Origin of the sequence: Nostoc sp. JL34, from assembly GCF_017114945.1 — a bacterium.
In the GTDB taxonomy this organism is placed as follows: domain Bacteria; phylum Cyanobacteriota; class Cyanobacteriia; order Cyanobacteriales; family Nostocaceae; genus Nostoc.
This window is the reverse complement of record NZ_JABXKQ010000156.1, coordinates 24,657-41,105: the sequence shown is the minus strand read 5'-3', so window position 1 is coordinate 41,105 and position 16,449 is coordinate 24,657. Positions and strand designations below refer to the sequence as shown.

Annotated in this window: 30 protein-coding genes; all 30 read left to right on the top strand. The window is 45.7% G+C overall.

What is annotated here, in order from left to right:
- The first annotated feature begins 89 nt into the window (after nt 1–89).
- The 30 genes from rplD to rpmE all read left to right on the top strand — a co-directional run bounded on the left by rplD (nt 90) and on the right by rpmE (nt 16,416).
- Entirely contained in the window at nt 90–728 is a 639-nt protein-coding gene (rplD, locus tag HWQ44_RS28455) for a 50S ribosomal protein L4 (RefSeq protein ID WP_292725377.1), read from the top strand.
- Nucleotides 721–1,035 (top strand): 50S ribosomal protein L23, encoded by a 315-nt coding sequence (locus HWQ44_RS28450; RefSeq protein ID WP_094349089.1) that lies wholly within the window; start codon nt 721–723, stop codon nt 1,033–1,035. Before rplD ends, HWQ44_RS28450 begins: the two co-directional genes overlap by 8 nt.
- 85 nt (nt 1,036–1,120) lie before the next feature.
- Nucleotides 1,121–1,984 carry a 50S ribosomal protein L2 gene (gene rplB, locus HWQ44_RS28445; protein ID WP_094349090.1) on the top strand — a complete coding sequence of 288 codons (864 nt, stop codon included), beginning with the start codon at nt 1,121–1,123 and terminating at the stop codon, nt 1,982–1,984.
- A gap of 142 nt (nt 1,985–2,126) precedes the next feature.
- On the top strand, nt 2,127–2,405 hold the full coding sequence (rpsS, locus tag HWQ44_RS28440; RefSeq protein ID WP_012410721.1) for a 30S ribosomal protein S19: 279 nt from the start codon (nt 2,127–2,129) through the stop codon (nt 2,403–2,405).
- Nucleotides 2,406–2,601: 196 nt separating this feature from the next.
- Entirely contained in the window at nt 2,602–2,958 is a 357-nt protein-coding gene (gene rplV / locus HWQ44_RS28435) for a 50S ribosomal protein L22 (RefSeq protein WP_292725310.1), read from the top strand.
- 53 nt (nt 2,959–3,011) lie between these two features.
- Entirely contained in the window at nt 3,012–3,791 is a 780-nt protein-coding gene (gene rpsC, locus HWQ44_RS28430; RefSeq protein ID WP_292725309.1) for a 30S ribosomal protein S3, read from the top strand.
- Nucleotides 3,792–3,895: 104 nt separating this feature from the next.
- Nucleotides 3,896–4,321, top strand: coding sequence for a 50S ribosomal protein L16 (rplP, locus tag HWQ44_RS28425; protein ID WP_012410718.1), 426 nt, complete (start codon nt 3,896–3,898; stop codon nt 4,319–4,321).
- A gap of 3 nt (nt 4,322–4,324) precedes the next feature.
- A complete protein-coding gene (gene rpmC, locus HWQ44_RS28420; RefSeq protein ID WP_179068334.1) occupies nt 4,325–4,552 on the top strand; it encodes a 50S ribosomal protein L29 in 228 nt (75 codons plus the stop codon).
- A 6-nt stretch (nt 4,553–4,558) separates the two neighbouring features.
- Complete coding sequence (gene rpsQ, locus HWQ44_RS28415) at nt 4,559–4,807, top strand: 30S ribosomal protein S17 (protein WP_069070773.1); 249 nt, start codon at nt 4,559–4,561, stop codon at nt 4,805–4,807.
- A 46-nt stretch (nt 4,808–4,853) separates the two neighbouring features.
- On the top strand, nt 4,854–5,222 hold the full coding sequence (rplN, locus tag HWQ44_RS28410; protein ID WP_069070772.1) for a 50S ribosomal protein L14: 369 nt from the start codon (nt 4,854–4,856) through the stop codon (nt 5,220–5,222).
- Nucleotides 5,222–5,575: a 50S ribosomal protein L24 gene (rplX, locus tag HWQ44_RS28405; protein WP_179068335.1), complete on the top strand. Its 354-nt coding sequence runs from the start codon at nt 5,222–5,224 to the stop codon at nt 5,573–5,575. The genes rplN and rplX overlap by 1 nt, the downstream gene beginning before the upstream one ends.
- A 103-nt stretch (nt 5,576–5,678) precedes the next feature.
- Nucleotides 5,679–6,227 carry a 50S ribosomal protein L5 gene (gene rplE / locus HWQ44_RS28400; protein ID WP_094349095.1) on the top strand — a complete coding sequence of 183 codons (549 nt, stop codon included), beginning with the start codon at nt 5,679–5,681 and terminating at the stop codon, nt 6,225–6,227.
- A 20-nt stretch (nt 6,228–6,247) separates the two neighbouring features.
- Nucleotides 6,248–6,649, top strand: a complete 402-nt coding sequence (gene rpsH, locus HWQ44_RS28395; RefSeq protein ID WP_012410712.1) for a 30S ribosomal protein S8 — start codon at nt 6,248–6,250, stop codon at nt 6,647–6,649.
- Between the two features lie 86 nt (nt 6,650–6,735).
- On the top strand, nt 6,736–7,284 hold the full coding sequence (gene rplF / locus HWQ44_RS28390; RefSeq protein WP_292725308.1) for a 50S ribosomal protein L6: 549 nt from the start codon (nt 6,736–6,738) through the stop codon (nt 7,282–7,284).
- Between the two features lie 2 nt (nt 7,285–7,286).
- Nucleotides 7,287–7,649 (top strand): 50S ribosomal protein L18, encoded by a 363-nt coding sequence (rplR, locus tag HWQ44_RS28385; protein ID WP_292725307.1) that lies wholly within the window; start codon nt 7,287–7,289, stop codon nt 7,647–7,649.
- Nucleotides 7,650–7,777: 128 nt separating this feature from the next.
- Nucleotides 7,778–8,305: a 30S ribosomal protein S5 gene (gene rpsE, locus HWQ44_RS28380; protein WP_012410709.1), complete on the top strand. Its 528-nt coding sequence runs from the start codon at nt 7,778–7,780 to the stop codon at nt 8,303–8,305.
- A gap of 89 nt (nt 8,306–8,394) precedes the next feature.
- On the top strand, nt 8,395–8,838 hold the full coding sequence (gene rplO, locus HWQ44_RS28375; protein ID WP_069070765.1) for a 50S ribosomal protein L15: 444 nt from the start codon (nt 8,395–8,397) through the stop codon (nt 8,836–8,838).
- Between the two features lie 74 nt (nt 8,839–8,912).
- A complete protein-coding gene (secY, locus tag HWQ44_RS28370) occupies nt 8,913–10,223 on the top strand; it encodes a preprotein translocase subunit SecY (protein WP_292725306.1) in 1,311 nt (436 codons plus the stop codon).
- Nucleotides 10,224–10,225: 2 nt separating this feature from the next.
- Nucleotides 10,226–10,780 (top strand): adenylate kinase, encoded by a 555-nt coding sequence (locus HWQ44_RS28365; RefSeq protein WP_292725305.1) that lies wholly within the window; start codon nt 10,226–10,228, stop codon nt 10,778–10,780.
- Between the two features lie 206 nt (nt 10,781–10,986).
- Nucleotides 10,987–11,211: a translation initiation factor IF-1 gene (infA, locus tag HWQ44_RS28360; protein WP_006276978.1), complete on the top strand. Its 225-nt coding sequence runs from the start codon at nt 10,987–10,989 to the stop codon at nt 11,209–11,211.
- A 117-nt stretch (nt 11,212–11,328) separates the two neighbouring features.
- A complete protein-coding gene (gene rpmJ, locus HWQ44_RS28355) occupies nt 11,329–11,442 on the top strand; it encodes a 50S ribosomal protein L36 (RefSeq protein ID WP_015129703.1) in 114 nt (37 codons plus the stop codon).
- Between the two features lie 115 nt (nt 11,443–11,557).
- Nucleotides 11,558–11,938 carry a 30S ribosomal protein S13 gene (rpsM, locus tag HWQ44_RS28350; RefSeq protein WP_069070762.1) on the top strand — a complete coding sequence of 127 codons (381 nt, stop codon included), beginning with the start codon at nt 11,558–11,560 and terminating at the stop codon, nt 11,936–11,938.
- Between the two features lie 54 nt (nt 11,939–11,992).
- A complete protein-coding gene (rpsK, locus tag HWQ44_RS28345) occupies nt 11,993–12,388 on the top strand; it encodes a 30S ribosomal protein S11 (RefSeq protein WP_012410703.1) in 396 nt (131 codons plus the stop codon).
- A gap of 278 nt (nt 12,389–12,666) precedes the next feature.
- A complete protein-coding gene (locus HWQ44_RS28340; protein ID WP_292725304.1) occupies nt 12,667–12,801 on the top strand; it encodes a hypothetical protein in 135 nt (44 codons plus the stop codon).
- Nucleotides 12,782–13,729, top strand: coding sequence for a DNA-directed RNA polymerase subunit alpha (locus HWQ44_RS28335; RefSeq protein WP_292725303.1), 948 nt, complete (start codon nt 12,782–12,784; stop codon nt 13,727–13,729). The genes HWQ44_RS28340 and HWQ44_RS28335 overlap by 20 nt, the downstream gene beginning before the upstream one ends.
- Before the next feature lie 31 nt (nt 13,730–13,760).
- Nucleotides 13,761–14,111 carry a 50S ribosomal protein L17 gene (gene rplQ, locus HWQ44_RS28330; RefSeq protein WP_094349105.1) on the top strand — a complete coding sequence of 117 codons (351 nt, stop codon included), beginning with the start codon at nt 13,761–13,763 and terminating at the stop codon, nt 14,109–14,111.
- An 88-nt stretch (nt 14,112–14,199) separates the two neighbouring features.
- Nucleotides 14,200–15,048 (top strand): tRNA pseudouridine(38-40) synthase TruA, encoded by an 849-nt coding sequence (truA, locus tag HWQ44_RS28325; RefSeq protein WP_292725376.1) that lies wholly within the window; start codon nt 14,200–14,202, stop codon nt 15,046–15,048.
- A 109-nt stretch (nt 15,049–15,157) separates the two neighbouring features.
- Nucleotides 15,158–15,619, top strand: coding sequence for a 50S ribosomal protein L13 (gene rplM, locus HWQ44_RS28320; protein WP_229497708.1), 462 nt, complete (start codon nt 15,158–15,160; stop codon nt 15,617–15,619).
- Nucleotides 15,619–16,035, top strand: coding sequence for a 30S ribosomal protein S9 (rpsI, locus tag HWQ44_RS28315; protein ID WP_229554269.1), 417 nt, complete (start codon nt 15,619–15,621; stop codon nt 16,033–16,035). The genes rplM and rpsI overlap by 1 nt, the downstream gene beginning before the upstream one ends.
- 138 nt (nt 16,036–16,173) lie before the next feature.
- A complete protein-coding gene (rpmE, locus tag HWQ44_RS28310) occupies nt 16,174–16,416 on the top strand; it encodes a 50S ribosomal protein L31 (protein WP_109011936.1) in 243 nt (80 codons plus the stop codon).
- The last annotated feature ends 33 nt before the right edge of the window (nt 16,417–16,449 follow it).

The following is a 16,449-nucleotide window of genomic DNA, read 5'->3' as shown; positions in this document are numbered from 1 at the left end:
TCAAAAGTCATTAGTCAAAAGTCATTGGCTAAGGACAAGTGATAAAAGACAAATGACCAATGACAAAGGACAAAGGACAGATAACAAAAATGGTTGAAAGCGTAGTTAAAAATTGGCAAGGAGAACAGGTCGGCGAGACGACCTTCGAGTTGCGCGTTGCCAAGGAACAAACAGCGTCTCATATTGTGCATCGCGCCTTAGTACGGCAATTGACCAATGCTCGTCAAGGAAATGCCAGCACAAAAACTCGTGCTGAAGTCAGAGGTGGCGGTCGGAAACCTTGGCGACAAAAAGGTACTGGTCGCGCTCGTGCAGGGTCTATTCGTTCACCATTGTGGCGTGGTGGTGGTGTGATCTTTGGGCCAAAACCCAGAGACTTCAACCTTAAATTGAACCGCAAAGAGCGACGTTTGGCACTGCGGACAGCATTTGTCAGCCGCATTGACGACTTGATCGTAGTAGAAGAATTTAGCACTGAGCTATCTCGCCCCAAGACTAAAGAATTAGTGGCAGCGCTTGCCCGTTGGGGAGTAGTACCAGAAAGTAAGGCACTGTTAATTTTGTCTGAGATTGCGGATACAGATAACGTTTATCTGTCAGCCCGCAACATTGAAAATTTAAAACTAATTGCAGCTGACCAGCTAAATGTTTTTGATTTACTGCACGCTGACAAGATTGTAGTTACGGCATCAGCCCTAGAAAAAATTCAGGAGGTCTACAGTGCCTAGCTTTGACCCCCGTGATCTTGCCGACTTAGTGCGTCGCCCAATCGTCACCGAAAAAGCGACCATCTTGATGGAGCAAAACAAGTACACCTTTGAAGTAATTCCCAAGGCATCAAAGCCAGAAATTAAGGCTGCGATCGAAGATTTATTTCAGGTCAAGGTTGTAAAAGTCAACACCATCCTACCACCGCGTAAAAAGCGCCGTGTTGGTAAATTTATTGGTTATAAGCCCCAATATAAGCGAGCCATTGTCACCGTCGCACCTGGGGATGAAGACAAGATTAGACAAGTTCTATTCCCAGAAGTCTAAAAAAGTTGTGAGTTAGGAGTTAGGAGTTACTGAACTCAAAACTTAAAACTTAAAACTCAGCACTCAGCACTCAGCACTTAAAAATATGGGTACTCGTTCTTATCGCCCTTATACCCCCAGCACTCGCCAAGTTACGATCTCTGACTTTGCGGAAATTACCAGAACCGAGCCAGAAAAATCCTTAACAACCTCGAAGCATCGCGCCAAAGGTCGGAATAATCACGGACGGATTACTAGTCGTCGCCGGGGCGGCGGACACAAACAGCTTTACCGGATCATCGATTTTAAAAGGGATAAACATAATATTCCTGCCAAAGTCGCAGCAATTGAATACGATCCTAACCGCAATGCCAGAATTGCCCTTTTGTATTACCAAGACGGCGAAAAACGGTACATCCTTCACCCCAACGGGTTGAAAGTTGGAACAATAATTGTTTCTGGGCCTGATTCTCCCTTTGAAGATGGTAATGCTTTACCGCTCTGGAAGATTCCCTTAGGTACTAGTGTTCACAACGTAGAATTTACACCTGGTAAAGGTGGTCAAATTGTCCGTGCTGCTGGTGCTAGCGCCCAAGTTGTGGCAAAAGAAGGTAATTACGTAACTCTTAAGTTGCCTTCAGGAGAAGTCCGCTTGATTCGACGCGAATGCTACGCCACCATTGGGCAAGTAGGCAACACCGATGCAAGAAACCTGAGTGCAGGTAAAGCCGGACGAAATCGCTGGAAAGGTCGCCGTCCTAAGGTTAGAGGTAGCGTCATGAACCCAGTGGATCACCCACATGGAGGTGGTGAAGGTAGAGCGCCTATCGGTAGATCGGGGCCTGTTACACCTTGGGGTAAACCCACATTGGGTGCGAAGACACGCAATCGCAAGAAACTTAGCAGCAAGTTGATTGTGCGTCGTCGCCGGAAGTCTTCTAAACGCGGTCGCGGTGGTCGTGAATCATAGAATTTTAGATTTTAGATTTTGGATTTTAGATTGGGGTCTGCTTGTGAACATTGAAAATTTGTGAAACTTGACCAGACACCTAACTATCCAAAATCCGAAATTCTAATTCCTAATTCCTAAATCCTAATTCCAAAATTGAACTATGGGTCGTTCTCTAAAAAAAGGTCCTTTCGTTGCGGATCATCTCCTCAAGAAAATTGAAAAGCTCAACGACAATAACAGAAAAGAAGTTATTAAAACTTGGTCACGAGCTTCGACAATTTTGCCTCTAATGGTAGGTCATACCATAGCTGTTCACAACGGACGCCAACACGTTCCCGTTTTTGTAAATGAACAGATGGTAGGACACAAGTTGGGTGAATTTGCCCCGACACGCACCTACAGGGGTCATGGGAAAAGCGACAAAAAAGCAGGTAGGTAGGTAGTTATTAGTCATTGATCATTTGTCATTAGTCATTGGTGAGCCAGTGCGGTCTTGGGGGTTTCCCGCATGAGCAACTGGCGTTAGCGAAGCGATAGCGACGCAGGAGCGTCACCCGAAGGGTCATTAGTTATTAGCTTTCGACAAAAGACAAAGGACAAAGGATAAAGGACGAAGGACAAAATTGGAGAAAATTATGGCTAATGATACTACTGAAGTAAAAGCGATCGCTCGTTTTATCCGCATCTCGGCTTACAAAGTCCGTCGGGTACTCGATCAAATCCGGGGGCGATCGTACCGAGAAGCGTTAATCATCCTGGAATTCATGCCCTATCGCGCCACTGATCCCATATTGAAGGTTCTCAGAAGCGCTGCTGCCAATGCCGAACACAACGCTGGGTTAGATCGGACTCAACTTGTGATTACTCAGGCTTATGCCGATCAAGGACCGCCATTGAAGCGGTTTCAGCCGAGGGCGCAAGGTCGAGCTTACCAAATTCGCAAGCCGACGTGTCATATTACTGTGGCTGTTGCAGCCGCCCCAGAAAAATAAGCTTTTTTACACGAATAAATTGCGTAAAGTAAGAAATTTTAGAGGAAGCATTCGTGGGACAGAAGATTCATCCAGTTGGTTTTCGCCTGGGTATTACACATGAACATCAATCCCGTTGGTTTGCTGTTCCTGATCGCTATCCAGAACTTCTACAAGAAGACTACAAACTCCGTCAATACATAGAACAAAAGCTGGGTAGACTGGCTCAAAACAACGCCGGAATTTCCGAAGTACGGATTGAGCGCAAAGCCGACCAAATCGACTTAGAAGTACGCACAGCTAGACCAGGCGTAGTAGTAGGTCGTGGTGGTCAAGGCATTGAATCCTTACGTACCGGACTCCAAGGACTGTTGGGTAGCAATCGCCAAATTCGCATTAACGTAGTTGAAGTCCAACGAGTTGATGCTGATGCCTACCTAATTGCCGAATACATTGCTCAACAATTGGAACGTCGGGTTTCCTTTCGGCGGGTAGTGCGACAATCCATTCAGCGTGCCCAACGCGCTGGTGTGCAAGGAATTAAAATCCAGGTCAGCGGTCGGCTCAACGGTGCAGAAATTGCCCGGACAGAGTGGACTCGTGAAGGTAGAGTACCTTTACATACCTTACGGGCTGACATTGACTACTCTTATTGCACAGCAAAAACTGTTTACGGCATTTTGGGTATCAAGGTATGGGTGTTTAAAGGAGAAATTATTCCTGGACAGGAACCAGCTCCGCTACCACCCGCAACCCGCGATCCCCGCGATCGTGGTGATCGCGATCGTGAACCCCGTCGTCGTCAACAACAACGTCGTCGCCAGCAATTTGAAGACCGCTCAAATGAAGGGTAAACGGGGACTAGGGAATGGGGACTGGGGACTGGGTAAGAATTCTCAATCCCCAATCCCTAATTCCCAATCCCTAATCCCCAGTACCTAGTACCCAGTAGCCAATCATGTTAAGCCCTAGAAGAACTAAATTCCGCAAGCAACAGCGCGGACGGATGGAAGGACTAGCCACCCGTGGTAGTACCCTCAACTTCGGTGATTTTGCACTCCAAGCCCAAGAACCTGCTTGGATTACCTCGCGTCAAATCGAGGCTTCCCGTCGGGCAATGACTCGTTATATTCGTCGGGGTGGACAAATCTGGATTCGGATTTTCCCTGATAAACCTGTAACCATGCGTCCTGCTGAAACCCGGATGGGTTCTGGTAAAGGTAATCCAGAGTTTTGGGTAGCTGTAGTCAAGCCAGGACGAATTTTGTTTGAAATCGGTGGGGTTTCTGAAGAAATCGCCCGTGAAGCTATGCGTTTGGCTTCATTTAAACTGCCCATCAAAACTAAATTTATTGTGCGCTCTCAACCACAGGAGCAGGAGTAGCTTATGCCTCTTCCCAAGATTTCAGAAGCTAGAGAATTAAGCGACGAGAAGCTCTCTGATGAAATTGTCGCGATCAAAAGACAACTATTTCAGTTGCGCTTGCAAAAAGCCACCAGACAACTAGAAAAGCCCCACCAGTTTCGACAATTGCGCCACCGCCTAGCCCAATTGCTGACGCTAGAAACAGAACGCAAACGGGCAGCAAGTCAATCGGCTAAAGAAAAAAAGTAGGAGATTATGGCAGTTAAAGAACGAGTTGGCTTGGTAGTGAGCGATAAAATGCAAAAAACTGTGGTAGTCGCCATAGAAAACCGCGCTCCTCACCCCAAGTACGGCAAGATTGTGGTTAACACCCAACGATATAAAGTTCACGATGAAGAAAATCAGTGTAAAGTAGGCGATCGCGTTCGCATTCAGGAAACTAGACCCCTGAGTAAAACCAAGCGCTGGAAAATCACAGAAGTCCTGAACGTCAAGCCTGCTTAAACCTCATCGTTGTTAGAAACTAACAACATTACAAGGGAGAATAATTGTGATTCAACCCCAGACTTACCTGAATGTCGCAGATAATAGCGGCGCCCGTAAACTAATGTGCATCCGCATCTTAGGCGGAGGCAATCGTCGTTATGGTTTTATCGGTGATAAAATTATCGCCGTTGTCAAAGATGCTACACCCAACATGGCTGTAAAAAAGTCTGATGTTGTGGAAGCAGTAATTGTGAGGACTCGTAAAGCCGTAAGTCGTGACAGCGGCATGAGTATTCGCTTTGATGATAACGCCGCTGTAATCATCAATAAAGACGGTAATCCCAGAGGCACACGGGTTTTTGGCCCAGTTGCACGGGAACTACGCGATAAAAACTTTACCAAAATTGTTTCTCTGGCTCCGGAGGTGCTTTAATGGCAACCAAACAGGGTACGCCCAAAGTATTCCACAAAATGCACGTCAAAACTGGCGACACTGTACAAGTGATTGCTGGCAAAGATAAAGGAAAAATTGGCGAAATTACTCAGGCACTTCCCCAACTGAGTAAAGTTATCGTCAAAGGTGTCAACATTAAAACAAAGCACGTTAAACCCCAGCAAGAAGGGGAATCAGGGCGAATTATTACCCAAGAATTCCCAATTCATAGCTCCAACGTGATGCTTTATTCCACCAAGCAAAACGTTGCCAGTCGTGTTGGTTACACCTTTACCTCAGAAGGCAAAAAGGTCAGAAAACTCAAGAAAACTGGCGAAATTCTCGATAAATAAGAATTAGTCAACTTGAGATTTTAGATTTTAAATTTAATCAAAAATCTAAAATCAAAAATTAAAGCTTCCCTGACCAAGCCCAGGGATATCAGGACAAAAAACTATGCCGACAACAAGACTCAAAACCTTATATCAAGAGACAATCGTCCCCAAACTGATTAATCAGTTTCAATATACCAACGTTCATCAAGTACCGAAGTTGGTAAAGGTTACGATTAACCGAGGTTTGGGTGAAGCAGCTCAAAATGCAAAGTCCCTAGAAGCATCCATCAACGAAATTGCCCTGGTAACAGGTCAAAAACCAGTGGTGACACGGGCAAAAAAGGCAATCGCTGGCTTTAAGATTCGTCAAGGGATGCCTGTGGGGATCATGGTGACACTCAGAGCCGAACGGATGTATGCCTTTTTCGATCGGTTAGTTAGCCTGTCACTACCCAGAATTCGGGATTTTCGCGGCGTTAGCCCTAAAAGCTTTGACGGACGCGGTAACTACACTTTGGGTGTAAGAGAACAGCTAATTTTTCCAGAAGTCGAATACGACAGCATCGATCAAGTCCGTGGGATGGATATTTCCATCATCACCACAGCAAAAAACGACGAAGAGGGACGCGCCTTACTTAAAGAATTAGGAATGCCCTTTCGCGATCAATAAGTTCATCTATAGAGGGAACGATGGCGGCTAACGACACAATTGCAGATATGCTGACGCGCATCCGCAATGCCAACCTGGCGCGGCATCAAACTACACAAGTGCCAGCGACGAAAATGACCCGGAGCATTGCCAAAGTGCTACGGGAGGAAGGCTTTATTGCTGAAATCGAAGAAGCAGAAGAAGGGGTAAAACACAATCTGGTGATTTCCCTGAAATACAAAGGTAAAAACCGTCAGCCTCTGATCACCGCCTTAAAGCGGGTCAGCAAACCTGGCTTGCGTGTTTATTCAAATCGAAAAGAATTACCAAGGGTACTAGGCGGCATTGGCATTGCCATTATTTCTACATCCAGTGGCATTATGACTGACCGCGAAGCGCGGCGTCAGAACTTGGGTGGCGAAGTGCTTTGTTACGTTTGGTAGTCATTGGTCATTAGTCATTTGTCATTAGTCATTAGTGAAAGACAAAGGACAAAAGGCAAAGGACAAATAACAAAGGACAAAAAGTCATGTCTCGTATTGGTAAACGTCCAATTACTATTCCCGCCAAAGTTCAAGTGGCGATCGATGGTACAACTATTGTGGTGAAAGGCCCGAAGGGAGAACTTTCTCGCACTCTCAGAGATAATGTCTCACTCTCTCAAGAGGGGGAAATATTACACGTAAATCGTCGGGATGAAACTCGCACCTCAAAGCAATTGCACGGCTTGAGCCGGACTTTAGTTGCCAACATGGTTGAGGGAGTCTCCCAAGGTTTTCAGCGCCGCTTGGAAATTCAAGGCGTTGGTTACAGGGCACAAATTCAAGGTCGTAACCTAGTTTTGAATATGGGTTATAGCCATCAAGTGCAAATTGAACCACCAGAAGGAATTCAGTTTGCAGTAGAAGGTACCACTAACGTCATTGTCAGCGGCTATGACAAAGAAATCGTCGGCAACACAGCCGCCAAAATTCGCGCCGTTCGTCCACCAGAACCTTACAAAGGTAAAGGCATTCGCTATGCCGGTGAAGTGGTCAGACGGAAAGCTGGTAAGACTGGTAAGGGTGGTAAGAAGTAGAAATGAAACTTACTCGTAGAGAATCAAAAAACCGTCGTCATCGACGTGTTCGTGGCAAAGTTATTGGCTCCCCAGAACGTCCACGTTTAGCGGTGTTTCGTTCTAATGAGCATATTTATGCCCAGCTAATTGATGATACTCAGCATCAAACTATCGTGTCCGCATCGACTGTAGAACCAGATTTGAAATCTAGTTTAGGGTCATGTGCAAACCGCGACGCATCGGCGCAAGTTGGTAAGTTGATCGCAGTGCGGTCGCTAGAAAAAGGCATTACCAAAGTAGTCTTCGATCGCGGTGGTAACTTATATCATGGTCGTGTCAAAGCACTAGCTGATGCAGCCCGAGAAGCTGGTTTAGATTTCTAAAGTCATTAGTCATTGGTCATTAGTCATTAGTCATTGGTCATTAGTGAATAAACAAAGGACAAATGACAAAGGACAAATGACAAAGGACAAAAGACAAAAGACAAATGACGTTCACCAGAGCATAAATTATGGCAACAGAGCGTAAAAGTAGAACAAAGCGTGCCAAAAAAGAAGAAACCACTTGGCAAGAGCGGGTTATCCAAATCCGCCGCGTAAGTAAAGTGGTCAAAGGTGGTAAAAAACTCAGCTTCCGAGCGATCGTTGTCGTTGGTAACGAACGCGGTCAGGTTGGAGTCGGAGTAGGCAAAGCTTCAGATGTAATTGGCGCCGTCAAAAAAGGCGTAGCCGATGGCAAAAAACACCTGATTGATATCCCAATCACCAAATCCAACTCCATCCCCCATCCCATTGATGGCGTCGGTGGCGGGGCAAAAGTGATTATGCGTCCAGCCGCACCTGGTACTGGAGTAATTGCGGGTGGTGCTGTGCGAACTGTGTTGGAATTGGCAGGAGTTCGTAACGTTTTAGCCAAGCAACTAGGCTCCAACAATCCACTCAATAATGCTAGAGCCGCAGTTAATGCCTTATCTACACTGCGTACCCTTTCTGAAGTCGCCGAAGATCGCGGTATTCCTATTCAAAATCTCTACATCTAATTTAGTCATTAGTCATTGGTCATTAGTGAATAACAAAGGGCAAATGACAAATGACAAATGACAAACGACAAATGAGAACTTGATAAATTATGAGACTCCATGATGTTAAGCCGCAAAAAGGCTCAAAGAAACGCAAGAAGCGTGTAGCTAGAGGTATTTCTGCCGGTCAAGGCGCTAGTGCTGGTTTAGGTATGCGGGGTCAAAAATCTCGTTCTGGTAGCGGGACTCGACCAGGTTTTGAAGGTGGTCAACAGCCATTGTACCGCCGCTTACCTAAGCTGAAGGGCTTTCCGATTGTTAATCAGAAGATTTACACTACGATTAATGTAGAGAAGCTAGCCTCCCTTCCCGCGAATACGGAAGTAACTTTGACCTCATTGAAAGCCGCAGGTATTCTGACTGCTGTCAAAGGGCCATTAAAAGTTTTAGGTAACGGGGAATTGAGCATTCCGCTCAAAGTACAAGCGGCAGCTTTTACAGTTTCAGCTCGTAGCAAAATTGAGGCAGCTGGTGGTAGTTGTGAAGTCTTATGAGTGAGCCGGAACAGCGCACTTAAATGCAAGCCAACTCGCTGCCAGTGCTTGGTTCACTATAAAGGTAGCACTCTATGATCAGTCGAGATAAAGCCCCAACGGCTCAAGAAACTTTTATGCAGATGGCACAGGCAGCTGGCCTCAGAGGTAGGCTGCTTGTCACCGTCGGTATTTTAATTTTGGTTCGCCTGGGTATTTTCTTACCCGTCCCAGGTATTGATAGACCGAGATTTGCCGAAGCCATATCGGGCAGTAATTCCATATTCGGCTTATTGGATATATTTTCCGGGCGGGGACTTTCGACTTTGGGAGTCTTTGCTTTAGGAATTTTGCCCTTCATTAATGCGTCTATTATCATCCAATTACTCACGGCGGCGATTCCAACTTTAGAAAATTTACAGAAAAATGAAGGGGAAGCTGGTCGGCGAAAAATATCGCAAATCACCCGCTATGTAACTGTAGGTTGGGCAATCCTTCAAAGTACAGCTTTTTCGGCATTATTCCTCCAGCAATTCGCCCTCAAGCCAGGGCCTATATTTGTCGCTGAAACTGCGATCGCTCTGACTGCTGGTTCTATGTTCGTGATGTGGGCATCAGAACTGATTACAGAACGGGGTATTGGCAATGGAGCATCATTATTGATTTTTGTCAACATTGTTGCATCATTACCAAAGGCTTTAGGTGATACCATCGACTTGGTGCAAGTCGGCGGTCGGGAAGCAGTTGGTCGGGTGATCGTGCTGATATTAGTTTTCCTCGCAACAATTGTTGGGATTGTGATTGTGCAGGAAGGAATGCGCCGCATCCCAATTATTTCGGCTCGTCGTCAAGTAGGTCGAAGAGTTTTGGCAGAACAGCGGAGTTATCTGCCCCTGCGGCTAAATCAAGGCGGCGTAATGCCAATTATTTTTGCTGCTGCCATCCTCAGTTTGCCACTGCTAATCGCCAATTTTACTAAAAATGCCGATTTGGCGAATATAGTTAACACTTATTTGAGTCCAAGCGGTTCTAGCTCCTGGGTCTATGCTTTGGTCTACATGGTTTCCATTGTTTTCTTTAGCTACTTCTATTCTTCGTTGATTCTCAACCCGGTAGACGTGGCGCAGAACTTGAAGAAAATGGGTTCTAGTATTCCTGGGATTCGTCCTGGCAAGGCAACTAGCGAGTATATCGAACGCGTATCCAACCGACTCACTTTTTTGGGTGCAATCTTTTTGGGCTTCGTTGCTATTATCCCCACAGCCGTAGAAAGCGCTTTGAATGTGAAAACTTTCCGGGGAATAGGTGCAACCTCGTTGTTAATTTTAGTTGGTGTGGCAATTGAGACAGCCAAACAAGTCCAAACTTATGTCATCTCTCAGCGCTATGAAGGAATGGTGAAATAATAGTGACGCGATTAATCTTCTTGGGGCCACCTGGAGCGGGTAAAGGAACACAAGCTCAAACCTTGGCTGAACACTTGAATATTCCCCATATTTCTACGGGTGAAATATTAAGACAAGCCATGAAAGAGCAGACTCCTTTAGGAATCAAAGCTCAAAGTTATGTTGATAGCGGCGAGTTAGTACCCGACCAGCTAGTGGAGTACTTGGTACAGGAGCGCCTCAGTCAACCAGATGCCAAAAATGGTTGGATTCTAGATGGATTTCCCCGAAAAGTGACCCAAGCAGCTTTTCTGGAGAAGTTACTGGAAGCAATACATCAAGGTGGCGAAAGGGTAGTCAATTTAGATGCACCAGATGAAATTGTCATCGAACGTTTGCTAGCTAGAGGACGAAAAGATGATACCGAAGAGGTGATTCGTCGTCGTTTAGAAGTGTACCGCGCTGAAACTGCACCTTTAATTGATTATTATGGCGATCGCAAAAAACTCTTAACAGTCAATGGCAATCAGTCCCAAGAAGATGTCACTAGTGAACTACAAAAGGTAATCGCTTCCTGAAAAAGAGGGGGAGGGGATGAGGGAGCAGGGAAAGAGCTACAGTAATTCTTTCCCCTATGCTCAATGCCACATACACCCTATCAATAAAAAGATCAATTTTAGCTAAGATATATTAATAGACTGTTGATATATTTCTTAAAATGTGTTTATTTGCAGATGAAGCGCTGCAACTGAACACGAAATTGTTGAGTTGAGGAAAAAACAAATTGTCTAAGCAAGATTTGATTGAAATGGAAGGCACGGTTACAGAGTCCTTGCCCAATGCGATGTTTCGCGTTGACTTGGACAATGGCTTTAACGTGCTAGCACACATTTCCGGCAAAATTCGCCGAAATTATATCAAGATTTTGCCCGGCGATCGCGTCAAGGTGGAGTTAACCCCCTACGATTTGACCAAAGGCAGAATTACCTATCGACTACGAAAGAAGTAAGTATATGTAGAGAATTTTACCATAAAACCATTTTTTTGACTGTTTACCAGTCATTTAACTGGATTAATTTCCCTAGAAATGCTATAATTTTATATTTGGAGTCAAAGAATAAAAGGCATGAAAGTTAGAGCCTCAGTCAAGAAAATTTGTGAAAAATGTAACGTGATCAAACGTCGTGGTCGCGTTATGGTGATTTGCGTGAACCCCAAGCACAAGCAACGTCAAGGATAATACTCTTACCAACAGAGTGAGTTGTAACACGCATATCATCATTAAAACGAAAAGACGCGATTAATCACGTTTTTCCAACCAACAGTAATTGCGAGAACAATAGGGAGAGTTCATTGTGGCACGTATTGCCGGAGTAGACCTTCCACGCGATAAACGCGTCGAGATCGGTCTGACTTACATCTACGGAATTGGATTATCACGCTCTCAAGAAATTATAGCGGCAACTGGTGTGAACCCAGACACCCGCGTTAAGGACTTAAGTGATGCTGATGTGACAGCCCTACGAGGGGAAATAGAAAGCAACTATCAAGTTGAAGGCGACTTGCGGCGCTTGGAGTCTTTGAACATCAAGCGCTTAGTTGACATTGGTACCTACAGAGGTCGTCGTCATCGCATGGGCTTACCAGTTAGAGGCCAAAGAACTCGCACAAATGCCAGAACCCGTCGAGGCAGAAGGCAGACAGTGGCCGGGAAGAAGAAGGCTCCAGGGAAATAATTTTGCAACGCTTGCTAATCCGAGCAAGTTTTACCTTAAATCAACTAAACAAGTATGGCGAGACAACCAACTAAAAAATCCGGGAGCAAGAAGCAGAAACGGAATGTGCCCAGTGGGATGGCCTACATCCAGTCTACTTTCAACAATAGCATTGTCACCATTACTGATCAAAATGGAGATGTCATCTCCTGGGCCAGTGCTGGTTCTAGCGGTTTTAAGGGAGCAAAAAAGGGAACTCCCTTTGCAGCGCAAACCGCTGCTGAAAGTGCAGCCCGTCGAGCTATCGATCAAGGAATGCGCCAAATTGAGGTAATGGTCAGTGGGCCAGGAGCAGGTAGAGAAACCGCTATCCGGGCGCTTCAAGGAGCAGGACTGGAAATTACACTGATTCGGGATATTACCCCGATTCCTCACAATGGTTGTCGTCCACCCAAGCGCCGTCGAGTTTAAACACCAAAACTTGGGCAGTGAGGACGAAAAGTTACAGCCAGCAATGACCGCTTGAGCGTCTAACGTGCAAACTGTAATTAGGTGAAAGCTTGGGCAACCAGAAGCGTGTCAGATTTTCCCGCTGGGAAAGCTGTTAAGCTTCGGGCTACCCAAAATATTATTAATCAATTTTGGATTTTAGATTTGCGATTTTAGATTGAACCCGACTATAAGGGTGCTGGGCCTCGTGGATTTTAAGTTGATGATTTAAGATTTGTTGCGCCAATCAGAGGCGGAGCATGAACGAAAGAAGCACAATCCAAAATCCAAAGTCCAAAATCGAAAATTGGCAATCAATTCTGGAGGCAATTGATTTGTCTGCTAGCAGCACCTTAGAAAAAGGGAGGCTCATCCGTGGCGCAGTTTCAAATTGAATGTGTAGAGTCGAATACCGAAGAAAGTCGGAACCATTACAGTAAATTTGTATTGGAACCTCTCGAACGCGGTCAAGGAACAACTGTTGGCAACGCACTGCGGCGGGTTTTACTGTCTAATCTAGAAGGTACAGCAGTTACAGCAGTGCGGATTGCAGGCGTTTCACATGAGTTCGCCACAGTTCCGGGCGTGCGGGAAGATGTTCTGGAAATCCTCATGAAAATGAAGGAAGTTATCCTCAAAAACTATTCTTCGCAGCCTCAGATTGGGAGATTACTCGTTACCGGCCCAACAACAATCACTGCGGCACATTTTGATTTGCCCAGTGAAGTAGAAGTCATCGATCCTACCCAGTACGTAGCCACCATCGCTGAGGGTGGAAAGCTAGAAATGGAATTTCGGATCGAGAAGGGCAAAGGCTATCGCACCGTAGAGCGAGGACGTGAGGAAGCCACATCGTTGGATTTTCTGCAAATCGACTCCATATTTATGCCAGTGCGAAAAGTCAACTATAGTGTTGAAGAATCTCGTGGGGAAGACTTGATTCCAAAAGACCGACTCCTGTTGGAAGTTTGGACGAATGGCAGTATTTCCCCCCAAGAAGCACTATCTTCGGCTGCTGCGATCTTGGTAGATTTATTCAACCCGTTGAAAGATATCTCCCTAGAACCAACAGACACAGGTTCAGATATTCCAGACGATCCAACTGCCCAGATACCCATTGAAGAGTTGCAACTTTCTGTGCGGGCATATAACTGTCTCAAACGGGCACAAGTTAACTCTGTGGCAGATTTGCTGGATTATACCCAAGAAGACCTCTTAGAAATTAAGAACTTTGGGCAGAAATCAGCAGAAGAAGTTGTGGAAGCTTTGCAGCGACGCTTGGGCATCACCCTGCCAATGGAAAGAGGCTCTAAACACCCTTAAGAAAAACCTTCATAATTCATAGTGCATAATTATGCGTCACCGTTGTCGCGTCAAAAAACTCAGTAAACCAGCCGATCAACGCCGTGCTTTACTGCGATCGCTCGCCACCGAGCTGATCCGTCATGGTAAGATCACCACCACTTTAATTAGAGCGAAAGTTCTAAGAAGTGAAGTGGAAAAAATGATTACCCTAGCCAAAAATGGCTCCTTGTCAGCACGTCGGGAAGCTCTTGGCTATATCTTCGACAAACAACTGGTTCATGCTCTGTTTGAGCAAGCTCCAACTCGATATGGCGATCGCCAGGGCGGTTATACCCGCATCCTGCGTACCGTACCGCGTCGGGGTGATAATGCAAAAATGGCAATAATTGAATTGGTTTAAGTCATTAGTCATTGGTCATTAGTCATTGGTCATTAGTGAATAACAAAGGACAACTGACAAAAGACAAATGACAAAGGGCAAAATCTGTATGTTAGAAAGCCACCAGCCTACACAAACTCATCGAGTAGCCTTGGTAATCCAATACCTGGGCACTCATTTTCATGGCTGGCAACGGCAAAAACAACACCGGACAGTTCAAGAAGAGATCGAAATTGCGATCGCGACTATTCTTGGGTACCATGTAACACTACATGGGGCTGGACGAACCGATTCAGGAGTTCACGCTGCTGCTCAAGTAGCCCATTTTGAAGCAACAGGTTTAATTCCGCCTCACAAGTGGGCAACAATCCTCAACAGCTACCTGCCGCCAGATATATTAATCAGGGCTTCAGCTAGTGTCGATAACCGTTGGCACGCTCGCTTTAGTGCAGCCTATCGACGGTATCGCTACACAATATATACTGAAGATCGGCTTAACTTGTTTGTAAGACCCTTCAGTTGGCATTATTATTATGCACCCCTGGATGAATCTTTAATTCAAGCTGCCTTGAAACCTCTCTTGGGAAAGCATCACTTAGCTGCTTTTCACCGTGCAGGCTCAAAGCGATCGCATTCCTGGGTAGAGGTGCAAGCAGCAGAGTGTCGTCGCAGTGGGCCATTTATCCATATTGAAATACAGGCAGATGGATTTTTGTATGGCATGGTAAGGCTGTTGGTAGGGATGCTGGTACAAGTAGGTTCTGAACAACGAACACTTTCTAGCTTCACCGAACTCTGGAAAGAACAACGCCGGGAAGAAGTGAAACACGCCGCACCGCCTCAAGGCTTGTGCTTGTTGCGAGTCGGCTATCCCGATTTTCCCTTTCCAAAAGAGATTTGGTACGACACCTTGCCAAAGTTCGTCACTAGTCAAGAGTCATTAGTCATTGGTCAGTAGAGATGCGATTAATCGCGTCTGTACAATGGTCATTAGTGAATAACAAAGGACTAATGACTAATGACTAATGACTAATGACAAATTAAAAATGACAAAGGACAAATGACAAATGACAACGAGTAAAACATACCTTCCTTCTCAAGCGTCTCTTGAGCGTGAGTGGTACATAGTAGATGCCACCGATAAACGCCTCGGTCGCCTCGCCAGCGAAATCGCCCAGGTATTGAGAGGCAAAAAGAAACCCGAATATACACCCCACCTAGATACAGGTGACTTCGTAATCGTCATCAATGCCGAAAAAGTAGCAGTCACAGGCAAAAAGCGCACTCAAAAGCTTTACCGTCGCCATTCTGGTCGTCCCGGTGGGATGAAAACCGAAACTTTCGCTAAACTGCAACAGCGCATACCAGAGCGAATTTTAGAACAAGCTGTTAAAGGTATGCTACCTAAAAATAGCCTGGGTAAGCAGTTGTTCACCAAGCTGAAAGTTTACGCTGGGCCTACGCATCCCCATGATGCTCAAAAACCCAAAGAACTAAAAGTTAGTACAATTCCTGGAGAAGAAAATTAATGGTAGTAGCAGATGCTAATAGCGGTCGCGCCGTATACTGGGGTACTGGCCGTCGTAAGAACGCAGTAGCACGGGTACGCTTGGTTCCAGGCAGCGGTCAACTGACTGTGAATGGTAAAGATGGAAACTTATATTTCCAATTTAACCCCAACTACCTGGGAGTGATCAAAGCACCCCTGGAAACTCTGGGACTAGAAAACGAATATGACATTTTGGTGAAAGCAGAAGGCGGCGGCTTGACCGGACAGGCTGATTCTGTTCGTTTGGGAGTTGCTCGTGCTTTGTGCCAACTAGACCCAGATAACCGCCCACCTTTGAAAACCGAAGGTTATTTGACTCGCGATCCGAGAGCAAAAGAGCGGAAGAAATATGGTTTACATAAAGCTCGGAAAGCGCCTCAGTACTCTAAGCGTTAGGGAATTGGGCATTGGGCATTGGGCATTGGGCATTGGGCATTGGTTTCTCCGACTCCCTCATCTCCCCACTCCCCAATCCCTAGCTTCAATTGAACGCTGAAAGTTATAATTAATATAAGATTCATCACAAAAAGAACAATGGCTAAAGCTGATATTCACCCCAAGTGGTATCCAGATGCTAAAGTTTACTGCAACGGTCAAGTTGTTATGACCATTGGCTCTACCAAGCCAGAATTGCACGTAGATGTTTGGTCTGGAAATCACCCATTTTACACCGGCACTCAGAAGATTATTGACACTGAGGGTCGAGTAGAGCGCTTCCTCCGTAAGTACGGTATGAGCAGCACTCAAACATCTGGGGACGACCAAAACAAAAAGTAGCGAGTTGGCTCTGCTGTTAACGACGGCCCTGCA